At 29.7% G+C, this 16,838-nt stretch carries 15 protein-coding genes; 7 read left to right on the top strand and 8 right to left on the bottom strand.

Annotation, left to right across the window (positions count from 1 at the left end):
• The first annotated feature begins 12 nt into the window (after nucleotides 1-12).
• From nadA to nadC, 3 genes are read left to right on the top strand one after another with little or no spacing between them, the layout of a single operon-like run.
• Entirely contained in the window at nucleotides 13-921 is a 909-nt protein-coding gene (nadA, locus tag FAY47_RS12935; RefSeq protein WP_143317259.1) for a quinolinate synthase NadA, read from the top strand.
• 1 nt (nucleotide 922) lies between these two features.
• Nucleotides 923-2,185 carry an L-aspartate oxidase gene (locus tag FAY47_RS12930; RefSeq protein ID WP_243129619.1) on the top strand — a complete coding sequence of 421 codons (1,263 nt, stop codon included), beginning with the start codon at nucleotides 923-925 and terminating at the stop codon, nucleotides 2,183-2,185.
• On the top strand, nucleotides 2,163-3,005 hold the full coding sequence (gene nadC, locus FAY47_RS12925; RefSeq protein ID WP_143317336.1) for a carboxylating nicotinate-nucleotide diphosphorylase: 843 nt from the start codon (nucleotides 2,163-2,165) through the stop codon (nucleotides 3,003-3,005). The genes FAY47_RS12930 and nadC overlap by 23 nt, the downstream gene beginning before the upstream one ends.
• Before the next feature lie 88 nt (nucleotides 3,006-3,093).
• On the opposite strand, the gene FAY47_RS12920 is transcribed toward nadC, so the two are convergent.
• Nucleotides 3,094-4,095: a right-handed parallel beta-helix repeat-containing protein gene (locus tag FAY47_RS12920; RefSeq protein ID WP_143317255.1), complete on the bottom strand. Its 1,002-nt coding sequence runs from the start codon at nucleotides 4,093-4,095 to the stop codon at nucleotides 3,094-3,096.
• 321 nt (nucleotides 4,096-4,416) lie between these two features.
• Here FAY47_RS12920 and FAY47_RS12915 point away from each other — a divergent pair, with 321 nt between their 5' ends.
• Nucleotides 4,417-5,652, top strand: a complete 1,236-nt coding sequence (locus FAY47_RS12915) for a pectate lyase (RefSeq protein ID WP_143317253.1) — start codon at nucleotides 4,417-4,419, stop codon at nucleotides 5,650-5,652.
• Nucleotides 5,653-5,757: 105 nt separating this feature from the next.
• Here the strand turns inward: FAY47_RS12915 and FAY47_RS12910 are convergent, their stop codons facing one another.
• The 5 genes from FAY47_RS12910 to FAY47_RS12890 all read right to left on the bottom strand — a co-directional run bounded on the left by FAY47_RS12910 (nucleotide 5,758) and on the right by FAY47_RS12890 (nucleotide 10,827).
• Nucleotides 5,758-6,639, bottom strand: coding sequence for a radical SAM/SPASM domain-containing protein (locus tag FAY47_RS12910; RefSeq protein ID WP_143317251.1), 882 nt, complete (start codon nucleotides 6,637-6,639; stop codon nucleotides 5,758-5,760).
• Nucleotides 6,640-6,846: 207 nt separating this feature from the next.
• Complete coding sequence (locus FAY47_RS12905; RefSeq protein WP_243129618.1) at nucleotides 6,847-7,827, bottom strand: protein tyrosine phosphatase; 981 nt, start codon at nucleotides 7,825-7,827, stop codon at nucleotides 6,847-6,849.
• A 21-nt stretch (nucleotides 7,828-7,848) separates the two neighbouring features.
• Nucleotides 7,849-8,829 carry a methyl-accepting chemotaxis protein gene (locus FAY47_RS12900; RefSeq protein WP_143317247.1) on the bottom strand — a complete coding sequence of 327 codons (981 nt, stop codon included), beginning with the start codon at nucleotides 8,827-8,829 and terminating at the stop codon, nucleotides 7,849-7,851.
• An 18-nt stretch (nucleotides 8,830-8,847) separates the two neighbouring features.
• On the bottom strand, nucleotides 8,848-9,879 hold the full coding sequence (locus FAY47_RS12895) for an FIST N-terminal domain-containing protein (RefSeq protein ID WP_143317245.1): 1,032 nt from the start codon (nucleotides 9,877-9,879) through the stop codon (nucleotides 8,848-8,850).
• Between the two features lie 264 nt (nucleotides 9,880-10,143).
• Entirely contained in the window at nucleotides 10,144-10,827 is a 684-nt protein-coding gene (locus tag FAY47_RS12890; protein WP_207706243.1) for a cyclic nucleotide-binding domain-containing protein, read from the bottom strand.
• Nucleotides 10,828-10,931: 104 nt separating this feature from the next.
• Here FAY47_RS12890 and FAY47_RS12885 point away from each other — a divergent pair, with 104 nt between their 5' ends.
• Nucleotides 10,932-11,354, top strand: coding sequence for a DMT family transporter (locus FAY47_RS12885; protein WP_143317241.1), 423 nt, complete (start codon nucleotides 10,932-10,934; stop codon nucleotides 11,352-11,354).
• Between the two features lie 10 nt (nucleotides 11,355-11,364).
• The gene (locus FAY47_RS12880) at nucleotides 11,365-11,808 is read left to right on the top strand and encodes a DMT family transporter (protein ID WP_143317239.1); all 444 of its coding nucleotides are present in this window, start codon (nucleotides 11,365-11,367) and stop codon (nucleotides 11,806-11,808) included.
• A 168-nt stretch (nucleotides 11,809-11,976) separates the two neighbouring features.
• On the opposite strand, the gene FAY47_RS12875 is transcribed toward FAY47_RS12880, so the two are convergent.
• Both FAY47_RS12875 and FAY47_RS12870 read right to left on the bottom strand, forming a co-directional pair.
• Nucleotides 11,977-13,047: a GyrI-like domain-containing protein gene (locus FAY47_RS12875; RefSeq protein WP_185966828.1), complete on the bottom strand. Its 1,071-nt coding sequence runs from the start codon at nucleotides 13,045-13,047 to the stop codon at nucleotides 11,977-11,979.
• Between the two features lie 63 nt (nucleotides 13,048-13,110).
• Nucleotides 13,111-13,998 (bottom strand): YafY family protein, encoded by an 888-nt coding sequence (locus tag FAY47_RS12870; RefSeq protein ID WP_185966827.1) that lies wholly within the window; start codon nucleotides 13,996-13,998, stop codon nucleotides 13,111-13,113.
• Between the two features lie 154 nt (nucleotides 13,999-14,152).
• On the opposite strand from FAY47_RS12870, the gene FAY47_RS12865 reads away from it, so the two are divergent.
• Nucleotides 14,153-16,768 carry a calcium-translocating P-type ATPase, PMCA-type gene (locus tag FAY47_RS12865; protein ID WP_143317233.1) on the top strand — a complete coding sequence of 872 codons (2,616 nt, stop codon included), beginning with the start codon at nucleotides 14,153-14,155 and terminating at the stop codon, nucleotides 16,766-16,768.
• Nucleotides 16,769-16,838: the final 70 nt, after the last annotated feature.

Genomic DNA, 16,838 nt, shown 5'->3' with positions numbered 1-16,838 from the left:
GAGTTGTTAAAATTGAATCTAGTAGAAGAAATAAAAAAACTAAAGAAAGAAAAAGGAGCACTTATACTTGCTCATCTATACCAAAGGCCTGAAATTCAAGAGATAGCTGATATTACCGGAGATTCATATTTCTTAAGTAAGAAAGCTTTAGAATCCTCCTCTAATCTTATTGTTTTTTGCGGAGTAAGATTTATGGCTGAAAGTGCTAAAATATTATCTCCTCATAAAAAGATACTTTTACCTGCTGAAGAATCAAGATGCCCTATGGCTGATATGGCTTTAATAGACAGGCTTGAAGATTTAAAAAAAGAACATCCAAAGGCTAAAATAATTAGCTATATAAATACAAATTTAGATATTAAAGCAGTGTCAGATGTTTGTGTAACCTCTTCTTCTGCTCTAAAAATAATGAATAACATAAAAGAAGAAGAAATTATATTTTTACCTGATAGAAACTTAGGTGAATTTATAGCTGAACATTTCCCAAACAAGAAATTTATATTATACCAAGGTTTCTGCCCAACTCATGAGAGAGTTGAACCTTGGGATATTACAGAATTAACTGAAAAGCATCCAACTTATGAAGTACTAGTTCATCCTGAATGTAAAAAGGAAGTTCGTGATCTTGCAAGTTTTATAGGCAGTACTTCGGAAATAATTAATTATGCTACTAACTCTCCTTCAAAGGGGTTTGTGGTTGTAACTGAAGAAGGTGTGCTTTATCAAATGAAACTAAAGAACCCAGATAAAGAATTTTTACCTCTTAATAATTCCATGATTTGCCCTAATATGAAGATGACAAATCTACAAAAATTATATGACTGTTTGCTAAATGAATCTAATGAGATAATCATAGATGAAGAAATGAGACTAAAAGCTCATAGAGCTTTAGAAAATATGCATAAATTAGGAGATGACTAATGTGATTAAAACCTGTGATGTATTAATTGCTGGTACTGGTGTAGCAGGAGTATATTCTGCTCTAAACCTAAACAAAAATTTGAAGATAATATTAATTACAAAAGAAAACTTAAGAGACTGCAACTCTTATTTAGCTCAAGGAGGTATTTCAACAGTTTTAAATGATGATGACATAATTCCTTATATTGAAGATACCATTAAAGCAGGAAATTATAAGAACAATAAAAAGTCTGTAGAAATCTTAGTTAAAGAATCTAAAGATAATATAAAGAGATTAATTGATCTTCATGTTCCTTTTGATAAAAATGAAGATGGTTCATTAAGCTATACTAGAGAAGGTGGTCACAGTACCTTTAGGATTGCTCACGTAAAAGATGAAACAGGTAAGTATATAATGGAAAGTCTTTATAAAGAACTTGAAACTAGGACTAACATAGAAGTAATAGAAAAATGTAGACTTATAGACATTATAAAAAAGGATAAGCTTTGTCTCGGAGGAATTTGTAGCTTTAAAGATGATACTTTAGAAATTCATGCCAAGTCTACAATCCTTGCAACTGGAGGCCTAGGTGGATTATTTACTTCTACCACAAACTTTCCTTCCTTAACTGGAGATGGAATTTCAATAGCCCTTAAAAACAATGTAGCTATTCAAGATATAAATTATCTTCAATTACATCCTACTGTTCTTTATGAAAAAAATTCAAATGGCAAAAGATTATTACTTTCAGAATCTTTACGAGGAGAAGGTGGAATCATTAGAAACTTAAAGGGAGAAGAATTTGTAGATTCTCTAAAGCCTCGTGATATAGTTTCAAAGGCAATACTAAAAGAGATATCAAAAACTCCTGATACTCCATACGTATATCTAGATTTAACTCATTTAGATAAAAATTTTCTAATGAAGCGCTTCCCATTTATATATAGTGAATGCTTAAGTCGAGGATATATAATGGATACTGATATGCTTCCTATATCTCCTGCACATCACTATGCCATGGGTGGTATAAAGGTTGATATAAACGGTGAAACAAATTTAACTAATTTATACGCCTTAGGTGAAACAGCTTGTACAGGAGTCCATGGGAATAATAGACTTGCTAGCAATTCCCTACTTGAAGGTGTTGTTTTTGCCTATAGATGTGCTAAAAAAATAAACGAAGAACTATATTCGAACACAGTTAATTATCCAACTAAAGAAGAATTAATTGATTTCCTAAAAGAAAGGGTTGATGAAAATTATGCTAAACTTCTTAATTGTTGATGATCTTATAAAGAGAGCCTTTCAGGAAGATATGCCTTTTGTCGATATAACAACTAATGCCACAATAGATGAAAAAAGCAGAGGACGAGTATCTCTTATAGTTAAAGAAGATGGTATTATTTGCGGCTTAGAAGTTTTTTCTAGAGTTTTTCAAATTTTAGGAGATGTAGAAGTTTCATTTACTGTAAGTGATGGGGATAAGGTGAAAAAAGGTACCAAGATAGCTGAGGTTTATGGAAATACTAGAAATATTCTGATGGGTGAAAGGATTGCTCTTAATTTGATGCAAAGAATGAGTGGAATTGCTACTACAACCTACGAATATGTAAAAAAACTTGAAGGTCTACATTCCAAGATAGTAGATACAAGAAAGACAACTCCTTTATATAGACATTTAGACAAATATTCTGTTTTATGTGGAGGTGGAAAAAACCATAGATTTTCACTTTCTGATTCAGTTGTAATAAAGGATAATCATATAGATGCAGCAGGAGGTATAAAAGAAGCTGTTTATCTTGCAAAAAAGAATTCTTCTTTCACAGTTAAAATTGAAGTTGAAACTGAAACTAAGGAAGAAGTGCTAGAAGCCCTAGAAGCTAAGGCTGATATCATTATGCTTGATAATATGTCTCCTTCTCAAGCTAAAGAAATGGTTCAGTTAATAAACAAGAGAGCTATAACCGAATGCTCTGGAAATATAACACTAAATACTATTAAAGATTATGCCTTAACTGGTGCAGACTACATCTCCTGTGGAGCTTTAACACACTCCTTTAAAGTTTTAGATATTTCACTAAAAAATTTAGTACAAGAAGTATAAACCTCTTGTACTATTTTTTATTATATTAGCATTTAGCTATCTTTATTTTATTATGAAAAACTATGATAACTTGATTTTAATCATTTAATTAAAACCCAGTACAATCTCCATATAAATCAGCACCACTAATATTGTTATTAGCATTATTGGCAGAAACACAATCCTCAATTATAGCTCTACCAAAAGTTACTTTATATCCTAATGCTGATGGAGTTCCTGATTGAGGGAAACTATAATTAGCTCCTCCATTTGCATTTGCTGTACATCTTAACATAGTTACTACTCCTGTTTGATTGTTTCTATCAAATCCATTACGTGTATTACCTGATGCTTCACAATCTGTTAATATATGATTTAAAGGGTCTGGATGTGCTGCAACTCCTGGAGTCTTATTATCTATCCCTCCAACTTTAAATCCATTTCCATCTCCTCTTATTCCATTCCACTCACCATTATTTATTGCCTTACATCTATTAAATGTTACAGCTCCATGGGCAGCATATAAATCATATCCATCATCTGAATTACATGCAGCAACGCAATCTTCTAATACATTACCTTCTCCAGAATGTAATTTTATTGCAAATCCATCTGCATTTTCTCCTTTTGGATCTGCATTATAGTAGGAATATACATATCCAAAATAGTTATTTGCTCCTCCATTTGATACTTGAACCCCTGCATCTTTGTTATCATGAACATATACTCCATAGAATACATTATTATTACCTTGAACAAATATTCCATTGTCTCCAGCATTGCAGATTTCTAAATTTTGAATTGTAGATCCATCATGTAAAACATTTAATCCCTTTTGTCCAAATTTAGTTAAAGAAAAATCAATTACTGCATTAGTTCCTCCTACAATATTTACACCTTCTGGAACATTAACAGTTCCTGATTTTACAGTACCATTAATTTGTATGGTATCTCCTGCTTGTGAACTTTCCACTATACTACTTAATGATGTTTCTCCTTCATTTACAACTAATGTTCTTCCTGTTGCTGCTTGTGCTGCTGTGTGACCTGAAGTAGTTGCTAATGTCAAAACCATCGCCACTCCAAGACCTAATAATTTTACTTTCTTCATTTACGTTTCCCCCTAGATATTATATTATGATAAGCCAATTAGACCAATTTTACTTAATATAGTTAATATTTATATAATTGACTTTTATTATAATAGCATACATTTTATTAGATTAAAAACTATTTTTTACAGTTTTAGTTATTTTATGTTACAATATTACATAAAAGTCGTTAAAGTCCAAATTTAGTGTGAATATCTACAAAGGGAGAGGTGAAACATACATAAAAAGCTATTTAAAATGAAAAAAGTATTACCTATATTAAAATTTTGAAATGTACACTTTAACACTTTATTTTAAATGATAGAACTTAGGGGGAAACTATGAAAAACTTAATAAAAAAATTTATCTTATCATTAATTGTTTTTGGTGCTAGTTTATTAACACCAGTATTTGCACATGCAGCAGAATATTATATGTCGCCAATTGGTAACGATAATAACTCTGGAAGTATAAATTCACCATTTGCAAGTATATCAAAGGCACAAGCAGTAGCTTCTTATGGTGATACAGTCTTTATAATGGGAGGAACTTATAAAAATTTTAATATTGCTTCTTCAGATAATACATATAATTATGTAAATAATATTACAAAAAGCGGAATTACTTATAGGGCATTTTCATCTTCAGATATACCGGTTTTTGATTTCTCAACTGTACCTACTAATAAGCGTGTAGCTGCATTCCACATAGCAAAAGGGGTAACAGATGTTACCATTGCAACAATTGATGTAACAGGAGTAAAGGTTGGTAATCAAAAACAATCAGAATGTTTTAGAGTTGAAGGTAATGCTCTACTTTACGAGGTAACATGCCATGATACTGAAGCTAATGGCTTCTATTTTGTTAATAACGGAACTGGTTATTGTACTAAATGTGATGCTTACAACAATATAGGCCCTACAAAATTTTCAATTGGTAACACTGATGGTTTTGGTGCCCATGGAAATGGTGTTGTATTCCAATATTGCCGTTCATGGAATAATAGTGATGACGGATTTGACTGCCTAACTTCAAAAGGAGCTAATACGTTTGATCATTGTTGGGCTTTTGATATGAATGCAGGCGGTGATTCTAACGGCTTCAAGATTGGTGGATATGCATCAGGAACACCATATGATCCTGTTCCAGTTCATACTGTTTATGCCTGCTTAGCAGCTAATAATAAAGCTCATGGATTCTATGCAAATCATCAACCTGGACAATCTGCATATTGGTATAATAATACAGCTTATAATAATAGAGGTGGTAACTTTGATATGCTAGAACGTGTTAGCATAAATAATCCTACAGATATTCCTGGAACAAGAGAAATAGTTCATAATAATCTTTCATTTAACGGAATAGCAATAAAAGATTCTAATCTACCTAGTAAAAATGTAAGTAGCAACTCATGGAATATAGAAGGAATTACTGTAACAGCTTCTGACTTCCAAAGCTTAGATATAAGCGAACTAACTAAAAAGAGAGATTACACCAATAGTGATGAATTAATACCTGATGTTAAATTCATGCATTTAGTTAATGGTAGTGATCTTAAAGGGTTAGGTTGTTTTTAAGCTTGATTTTGTTGATTTAAACTAACACAAAAAGAACTTACAAAATTCGAAATGAATTTCTGTAAGTTCTTAAAATCAAATTATTCTTGTACACTATATAAATATCTACTTCTTAAAAACCTCACTATATCCACATCTCTTGCAAAGTTCTTCTACTCTCTTACGTCCAGAAAAGCCATCATAAATCTTTTTAGCTCTCTCTCCTTCTAAAATATCCTCAAGTGGCTTATTATATATATTTCCAAGAGGTATCTGTCCTTCCCCATCTAAACAACAAGGAACTACTGTACCATCTACCAATATACCAAAGTGATCTCTTAAGCCATGGCAAAAGCCTATGTCTCCAAAAAATTCTGCATCCATACTAGGCCATTGAAATTTTTCTGCTCCATTTAAATAAACTCTATCCCTAATCTTAACCTTATTGTCCCTGTCAAGTGTTTCCTTTAAGTCCCCAAGATAATGAAGTTCTATCTTTATTTCATTTATTATTTCTACATTAAGATCATTTTCTCCCTTAATATCTAATAGACTACTGTCATTATTCCAAAGTCTCATAGAACAAATTATATTAGTATTTTCATTAGCTTGTTTTATAAAATCAATTACTCCATTTAAATACTCATTAAAAGATACTTGATTTTTGTTTGCTTCAAAGCTATGTAAAGAAATATTAACTTGTCTTAATGCTTTTGAATTTAACAAAATCTTATATACCTTTGGAATTAAAGTTCCATTTGTAGTTATGTTAACTTTAAAGCCTTCTTCGTATGCCATCTCTAGAAATTCTTCAAGATTTGGATTAAGTAATGGTTCTCCCATCAGATGAAAATATATAAATTTTGTATAGGGTTTTATTTCTTTAAGTATTATTTTAAATTCCTCAGTTGTTAAAAATTTCTTCTCTCGCTTTGTTTTAGGACAAAAACTACAACTAAGATTACATACATTTGTTATTTCTATATAAACTTTTTTAAATTTACTCATGTATTAGATACCTCAATTAATTACTATTTGTTAAACATACAAGGTTTATTATACTTATACTTTGCCTAATAAACAATAGAAATAGTTCAGCTTATTAGCTTGTCCTATTAAAAAATAATGAACCAACCTACTTAAATTTTCGGCTGATTCATTTTACTGTATGCTCACCATTTGATAAATTGTAAGTATCAAATTTAAATAAAACTTTTATTCAAAACACCACTCACTCCAAGATGTTTTAAAGTTATCATTATTTAATTTACAATACTTATAGAATTTCTTTAAAAAATCGCCTCTATTTTCATCCCCTGTTTCATTATCTTCAGCATCTTTCTTTAAGATATCAGATCCACCTATAAGTGCTTGACGCTCCATTATATCTTCAAAACTTACTTCTTTTGCATTATGCATCATATCATACATAGCCATAAAAGTAGTAGTTCTTCCTACCCCACCTCTACAGTGAAAATGAACCCAAGTATCCTTTGTAGATATTTTTCTCATCTTTTTTACAAATAAGTCTACTTCATCATCCTTAGGTTTTAAGTGATCTGTTACAGTAAGTCTTAAATAATCTATTTTTTGAGATTCTGCTAATTGTTTTTCTGTCTGAACTTTTTTAGGTTTTATAATTTCAGAAATGGTATTAACAGATTTCCCTTCTTTAAGTTTATCAAAAACAATATATTTATCTTTTTTAATCTTTTTTAATTTATCCTTTTCATTCCTTATGATATCTTTTCTTTCTTTATTTATATTAGCCTGATCTCTTTTTCCATACCAACTTATAGCCATTCCCTTAAGAAAGCCATGAGCTTCTTGCCTTAAATCTACATCTATAATATTTTTGATTTTTTTATTAGCTTCAAATTTATCTTTTATCATTTTAAGGCTGTTTTTACTAAGAGCCCCACTACCTGATTCATTCAAGTCTCTTAATCCTTTTAAGTTAACATTACTAGATGATTCTCTATTAATTACATCACCTGACATTCTAAAATTTTTAGGCAATGTATTTTCATTATCTTTGTCTATTACTAATTTTACGTCTTTATTATTTTGTGAAACTTTAGTTTTAGCAAATTCTAAAAGAATGTTATCTATCACCTTTGGTTGTAAAGAATATGAACCTACTACTAATCCTGCAATAACCATTATACTAACTAAATGCTTTAACTTTTTCTTCATTATAAACCTCTCCTATTACTTTTACTTACTTTCTTCATATTCCTTTTGAAGAATCTTAATCTGATTTAAATGATTTAAAATATGTAAATAAAAATCAGCTTTAGCTTGTACGCTATATATTAATTCTTCTAAATCATTATTATCATTAATTGATTTCTCAACTACATTTCCCAAATTCTTCTCTATAGATTCTATGTTTTCCTTATTCTCCATTTGAGATTCTTTTACCTTTCCCATGCTTGTAGCTACGTCTTTACCTGCTTGGAGCATTCTGCCTAACTGATTCTCAGATGCTCTAATGCCACTTATTGTAGCATTAACTACTTCTGACCCTTCATTGGACTTTACCCTTAGTAGTTCTATAATTTTCGTCATATTTTTATTAGAATCAAAGATACTCTTTACGCTATTTTTAGTATTCTCAGATAACTTTTTTATTTCATTTGCCACAACTGAAAATCCTTTTCCTGCATCTCCAGCCCTTGCTGCTTCTATAGATGCATTTAAAGCTAAAAGATTAGTTTGAGTAGATATGTCTGTAATAAGGTTTGCTATCTTATTAATATTCATATATTCTTTTTGCAAATCTTCAAAGCTACTAACTATGTCTTGAAATGCATTATGAACTGACCCCATATGATTTGCTAAGCTATCTATTGCCTTTCCTGCACTACTTATTTCACTGGATGATAATTTTAGTTTTCCAAACACCTCTCCTACCAATTCTTCTATATTATCATTATTATTTGATACTGTATGAAGATATTTTTCTATTTCTTGAATTTGACTTGTTGTATATTCATTTCCCTCATGAAGCTTTTTTAAGCCATAAGTCATTCCGCCTTCTTCCTTAAAGAGACCATTAATATTTTTATCTATTTCTGATGATAAAACAAAAACTTCCTCAATATAGTCAAATTTATTTTTTGAAAGATTTTCTACTTCATATATCTTTTCTTCATTTTTAAATATATCTTGTTCCTTTCTTTTTCTATTAAACAAATTAATACCCCCTTAAGTTTATTCCATAGCTAAAAGAACCATGGTTTGATTGAAATGATGCTTATAAAATTGCTCTCCATAGCAAATAAATCCTGTAGTATTTTTACAGAACCTTAATAACTCATGATCAAAATTTTTCCATAGTCCTTCATTTTGAAATTTTATACTTCTTAAAATGCAATTTAAAGCTAGAGTAAACTTAGGTTTAAACTTAATTTCGCTAATAGTATTTTGGAGCATACTTATTGGATCCATTGGTTCAAGTAATTCAACAAAAGTATTAGGTAACATCTGACAGTAGAAAGTAATTGACTTATTCTCATTAACTTTCATAGGTGAAGCTATATAAATATTATCTTTTCCTATCTTCCCTAGAGGATTATTCATAAAATGGCTTGAAAGTTCACTTTCTGTAATTCCTAAGGCTTTAGCATATTCTGTGCTTGCATTATTATTATTAAATGTTTTAACCACTCTATTTATTGGATCAGCATCAGTTACCAATAACTTTATCCCTGTTGGCTTATATATATTTTCCTTTACTATTTGTGTTTTCTTCTTACTATTAAAGAATAAGGCAACACTATGTACTTTTTTCTTTCCAATGTAAATTAGAGTTTCTTTAAATTCAGTATAATCTCCAGCACTTCCCCCTATGATTTTGAAGTTTTCCTTTGCAAAGAAAAATGTTGTTACTATACTTTCTTCCACACCTGACAATCCATCGCAAAGTAATAAAGCAAGGGCATTTTCATTATCTTTCACCTTATTATAAGCACCATTAAGCTTTTCCAAACTCTTTATTGGAGGATATAAGACTTCTACTACCTCTACCTCCTGTAAATCATATTGAAAACCTGTAAATACATGGCTTTCAAAACCATCATAAGTGTATTCTCCTGATGTTGAGCATAATACTACATTATCATTAACTTTTTTATTAAGCTCTAAAACCTTTTCTGGTTCACAAAACACCACATAGCCATATGAGTTATTTTCATTTAAATAACTTATTGTTTCTTCTGCACTTAAAAATTTAAATACTTCCATATCCTTTCTACCTTTCACTTTTCCGATTTTACATTATTTTATTTAATATCTATATTATACCAAATTGTTACTAAATTTTCTAATAAATCTTATAAAATCACAATTTTTATGAAAAATAGAGAAAATTAAATACTTAGTAGATTTCTCTTGTATATGTTTATAAATTATGTTATTCTATTTAAGCAGTTGGTACAATAGTGCTAATTGGGGAGCTTGGGTTGTCTTTCGCCGGATACCAAGCTCCCTTTGTTTATACTTTAATATTTACTTATATAAATCCGCTGACATTTTTATTAAAAGCTCCTCATCTAATATTTCATAATATTTTTCCTTCTTCCTTATTGCTCCCTTTTTTATAAAAGCTTCTAGCGTCCTTAATAGATGTCTATAACTAGTTCCAAGTAATTCAGCTATTTCAGTTAGATTCCCATTAAATCTAAGACTTCCATCTACTTCTTCTTTCATAACCAGTATATAACTAGCAAGCCTATTTTCTAAAGGATATACTAAATTAATAGAACTATTTTGAGAAGTTTCTTTTAACTTTTTACTAATAGAATTACAGGCATATCTTAAATACTTTAAATCATTTATTAATATTTCACGAACCTTATCTACAGGCAGAGCTATGCAGTATGCATCTTCTATTGCCTGGATATTTGCATCAGCAAGTTCAGAATTAATAAGTTCCAAATCCCCAAGTATCATAAGTGGATGATTAAAGGATAATAGTATATTTTTTCCGTTCTTATGAGTTTTAAATACTTTTAGCCTTCCTTCAACTGCAAAGAAAAGATAATTTATTTTTTCATTTTGTCTACAAAGATACTCGTTCTTTTTAAAACATAAAAGCTCCATGAAACTTTCCATATCATTTGTAAATACATCATTTATATTATATTTTTCTATATACATAGATTTAAGTTTTTTACTTCTAATTTTATTCATAATCATCCTCATAATTTTTTATTCTAAGTTTAATATGACATATGTCATATTAATTATCAATGATTTTATGATAGATTATTTATAGAAATGGAGGGAAACAAATTTTGTACAATATTTATTCTATAATCATAGGCGCATTAATCGGTCTTATGACAAGTCTTAATGGTATTTTATCAACATATACAGGAAATTATATATCAAGTGTTTTAATTCATTTTGTAGGTCTTATAGGAGTAGTTGCTATATTAATCTTTACAAAAACTAAGCTAACCTTTGATAAAACTCTTCCCTTAACCCTATATAGTGCTGGAGTTATTGGTGTTTTTACAGTTTTATTTAATAACTATACCTTTGTTCCAATAGGAGCTAGTTTAACCATGGCTCTTGGATTATTAGGACAGACATTATCTTCTATAATAATAGACAACTTTGGCTTACTTGGAGTTAAGGTAAATAAATTTAATAAGAAAAAAATAATTGGACTAGTAATTATATCTATTGGAATAATTATTATGACTATTTATTAATGGAGGGTTTATGCTTTATATATTAATTGCAATTTTAGCTGGAGTTGCTATAGTTGTTTCTAGAATTATAAATTCAAATTTAGCCGTGAAGATTGGACTTTTTCAAAGTACATTTTATAATTTTTTAACTGGACTATTATTTTCAACTATTATTTTAGTAATAAGTAGAGAATCGTTAAATATTTCTCTTAATTCTATACCCTTTTTAGCTTATTTAGGAGGACTTATTGGAGTGATCTCTATTTCTATTTCAAACCATGTGGCTCAAAAAATTTCTGCCTTTTATATGGCTCTTCTTATATTTATTGGACAATTATTTATAGGAATATTTATTGATTACTTCTCTTTAAATCAATTATCCTTAGGAAAAGTAATTGGTGGAATTATAGTTGTAATTGGACTTGGATATAACTTACTTGTTGATAAGAAAGAAGCTGAGTCTAAAGCAAATTAAAAGCTGATAAAATGCAGCCACTATGTCTAAAGCCGCATTTTACCAGCATATTCTTAAGAATATATATGGTAATATTCTTATATTCTTCAGAATATTTATGGTAGTATTCTGAAGAATATCATTAATATTAACCCTGTACCTTCTCTATTAATTTCTACTTTCTAAACATTAATAAGATAGATACAACCTTCTATAAGCTACTTTTCTATTAAAATTAATAAACTTTCTATACACATTTTTCCCTTCATATTCATATAAAGATATTATTTCAGGAATAATTTCAAAAACTTTATTCTCCATAAGTTTTGAATAAGTCTTGTATGAACCAGAATAATTTTCCTTATAAAGCTTTTTAAAATCTTTGAAATATTCATCATAAATAGAACCTATTTTTCCTATTTTACCTTCAACTTGAATATTATCCACACACAAAGCTACATTTCTATTTTTATTAATATCTTTAACTTTTCTAAATTCCTTGTCTGTTTGAAAATAAAACTTTCTACTATAAATGATTATACTCATACTTCTTGAAGAGACTCGCTCTCCATCTGCTGTAGATAAAACCATTACTTTGTTGTTTCTAAGTCTATCAAAAAATTCTCTACTTTCTTCTTCAAAGTTAAGGATCTCCTCCTCTTCTTTGTAAACAGGCTGCCTAATTATAGTTTTCAAAGAATTCTCCTCAGTCTTCCTTGCATCATTTAAATAAATTTCATGATGTTTTCCTCTCATGGAATAACCTTTTTCCTTTATAATCCTATGAAGCGCTGAGATTTTTTCCTTTTCCTTATTATATGGTCCAATATGAAGAAGCTGAAAGCACCTATTTTCATTCATTTCTCTATACAAAACTTCTTTTATCACTTCATTTTTGCTTTTTACATAAGCTTCTTCTTTAGCTACCTCTATATCATCTTCTTCAACATAGTTAGGTATTTCAATCATAGCTCTCCATTTCCATTCTTCCTTATTTTCCTCGCTATTAACTCCCCACCAAAGTCCACTTAATGGCATAACCACAAAATCTAAGTTTCTATTCTTATAAATAAATTTCAAAGAATATGCAACCTTATATAAAGCTCCAATTGCCATTTTATACTTCTCATTAGTATTAGGGTCACCTTCTCCATCTATTGTTATATAAAAAGCCTTCTTACAAAACACTTCTTTTATTTCTCCATCCTTTCCTGTGTAAAGTTCTTTGTTTTCCTTTTTTAAATCTAACTTCTCTCCCATAAATTTACCTCCTATACTTCTCCTATTATCAGTATAATAAAAAAAACAAGACACCATTGTGTCCTATTTATATAAATTGTTCATTTCTTTTATTCTATTTTTTATAATATTTCTAACCTTTTCTGGTTCTATGACCTCTACCTTATTTCCCAAACCTAAGATCAAGCTATAAACCCATTCATCTTCTGGTAACCTAACTTCAATAATTTTGCCATCTATTTTATACTCTTCAAAGTAATCATCAACTTTTCTAATAAACTCTTCATTAGCTTTTAGCTTTAATTTAATAATATCCTTTGCTCTGTCATCAAAAATATCATCTAGTGAATATTCTCTATCTACAATGTACTTTTCTCCTAAACTTATATTATCCATCCTTCTAACTTTAAATATTCTCATATCATTTTTAGAAAGACAAAATCCATAGAGATACCAGTTCATACTTTTTAAAATCAATTTTATAGGCTCTACTGCTCTATTAGAGAATTCTCCATTTATATTGCTATATTCGAAAGATAAAGTTCTCTTTTCAGAAAAAGCTCTATCTATTAATTCTAATTTTTTCTTTGTTTTATCTCCACTTCCCCATGAAGAAAAATCTATTAAAATTCTATTTGAAGTTTCTTTAGTATCTATTGCTTTAAACTTCTCTATTAAATTTTCTAAATGCTTAGAATTATATGATTTCCCAATTCCATTTAAAAGCTCAGAAATAATATAAACATCATCCGGGCTCATAACACTTCCACTAACTCTATAGCTTTCTAATATTTCATATCCACCATCTTTACCTTGATAAGATACTATTGGAATTCCAGCCCTATCTATTGCCATAATATCTCTTTGTATTGTTTTAACTGAAACTTCAAATCTATCTGAAAGTTCTTTTGCCGTAGTTCTACCTCTGTTATTTAAAATTGTAATAATACTAATTAACCTATCTATCTTCATTTCCATTCTCCTCCTATTAATAATACCACATTAACCTTATATTAAAAATCATTTAATTTTCTAAATTGCCTATATGCTGAACTATTTTCCATGTATTAAACATTAACAAAAGCAATATCCTAACTATATAATAATTAAATTGAGGTGAGGTTTTATGTGGTTTAATAAAGATCCCAAGGATGTGATAATCGAATTATCAAGTCATCCCGTTGAAGGTTTATCCTCAGCAGAAGCCCGAAGAAGATTAGATAGAGATGGCGAAAATAAATTGGCTGGAAAAAAGAAAAAAACATTATTTGCTTTATTCCTAGCACAAATTAACGACGCCATGATTTATATACTTATAGCTGCTGCTATTATTTCGGGATTTATGGGTGAAATAAGTGATTCAATCATAATTTTGATAGTTATTTTAATTAACGCTATTATAGGTGTTGTTCAAGAATCAAAGGCAGAAAAAGCTCTTGAAGCTTTAAAACAATTAAGTACCCCAAAGGCTTTGGTTAAAAGAGATGGAATTTTAACAGAAATCCCCTCTGAAGAAGTTGTGGTTGGAGATATTGTAATAATAGATGCTGGTAGATATATACCAGCTGACCTTAGGCTAATTGAAAGTGCTAATCTTAAAATTGAGGAATCTGCCTTTACAGGTGAATCTCTTCCTTCTGATAAGGATGCTAATATATTGATTGTATCTGAAAAGCCTCAAATTGGTGATATGAAGAATATGGCTTTTATGTCCACCTTAGCTACTTACGGAAGAGGTTCAGGCATTGTTACTGCTACAGGTATGAATACTGAAATAGGAAAAATTGCAAAGATGCTGGATGAAGAAGAGGACGATACAACACCTCTTCAAAAGAAATTAGCTGGCCTTGGTAAAACTTTGGGTTTTGCTGCTGTAGGTATTTGTATTTTAATTTTTGCTATTTCAATGTTTCAAGGTAGAGATTGGTTTGAGATGTTATTAACTGCACTAAGTCTAGCTGTTGCCGCTATTCCTGAAGGGTTACCTGCTATAGTTGCTATTGTTTTAGCTTTAGGTGTTCAAAGGATGATTAAGGAAAATGCCATAGTAAAAAAACTACCTGCTGTTGAAACCTTAGGTTCTGTATCTATTATATGTTCGGACAAAACAGGTACTTTAACCATAAATAGAATGACTGTAAAAAAGACCTTTTTTAATGATACCTTAGATATTTTAGACAATTTAGATATTACTAATAATGAAGGTAAACTCCTAGTAGAAGGTATGGTACTTTGTAATGATGCTACCTCTACTGAAGAATCGAAAACAGGGGATCCTACTGAAATCGCATTACTTGATGTGGGTATAAAATTTAATATATTTAAAGATCCATTAAATGAAGAACATAAAAGGATTAATGAAATTCCCTTTGACTCTGATAGAAAACTCATGACCACACTAAATTCCTATGCTAACAAATATAAAGTTTTTACTAAAGGCGCTATTGATTCTTTATTTAAAATCTGTACTAATATATCAATTAACGGTACAATTTCTCCATTAACTGAAGAGCTTAAAGAAAAACTCTTAAGTAAATCTAATGAAATGAGCGATGAAGCTCTTAGAGTTCTTGGATTAGCATATAAAGATATAGATACCCCTAACATTCCTTTAGATAATTTTGAAACTAACTTAACATTTGTTGGGCTTATGGGAATGATAGATCCTCCAAGAGAAGAGGTTAAGTCTTCTATAGAGCTTTGTAAAGGTGCTGGAATCACACCAATTATGATTACTGGAGATCATAAAAATACCGCCTTTGCCATAGCTAACGAGCTAAATATGGCTGAAGATATTTCTGAATGTATGTCAGGTAGTGAAATAGATAAATACGAGCAAAATGAATTTAATAAAATAGTAAATAATTATAAGGTTTTTGCTAGGGTTTCCCCTGAGCATAAGGTTAAAATTGTTAAAGCCTTTAAATCCCATGGTAATATTGTTTCCATGACTGGAGATGGGGTTAATGATGCACCATCTTTAAAAGCTGCAGATATTGGAGTTGCTATGGGCATTACAGGTACTGACGTTGCAAAAGGTGCTGCTGACATAATATTAACCGATGATAATTTTTCTACTATAGTTAATGCAGTCGAGGAAGGAAGAAATATTTATAATAATATTAAAAAGGCCATAATATTTCTACTTTCCTGTAACCTTGGGGAAATAGTTGCTTTATTCATAGCTATATTAGTAAACTGGAATTCTCCCCTTTTACCTATTCATATATTGTGGGTTAATTTAATTACTGATAGTTTTCCTGCTCTTTCCTTAGGCGTTGATCCTATGGATGAAAGTGTAATGGAAGATCCTCCAAGAAACCCTAAAGAAACTCTATTTTCTGGCCACATGGGATTGTACTTAGCTGTAAATGGAGTACTTATTGGTGCACTTACCCTAATCGCTTTTAAATTTGGTGAAAATATTTATCCCGGATCATTAAGACATGCACAAACTTTAGCTTTTGTGGTTTTAAGTGCATCGCAACTATTCTTCTCTCTTAATATGCGAAGCACAAAAAAATCTGTATTTAAACTAGGAATCTTCGGCAATAAATATTTAATTGGTTCCTTTATATTGGGATTAGGAATTCAATTTATAATTATAACAATTCCTTTCTTTGCAGATATATTTAAGGTTTATCCGCTAACTATAACTGATTGGATAATAGCTATATTAATTTCTACCGTTCCTCTTATAGTTAATGAATTATTAAAAATAGCAATAAAGAATAAAAAATAATAATATCAACTATAAAACACTTGAGAATAAACTCTCAAGTGTTTTTTTCAATGTCTTTGTATTTTAATGA

It is taken from the genome of Clostridium sp. HBUAS56017, assembly GCF_007115085.1.
Classification (GTDB): domain Bacteria; phylum Bacillota; class Clostridia; order Clostridiales; family Clostridiaceae; genus Clostridium; species Clostridium cibarium.
This window is presented reverse-complemented; position numbering and strand designations above follow the sequence as displayed.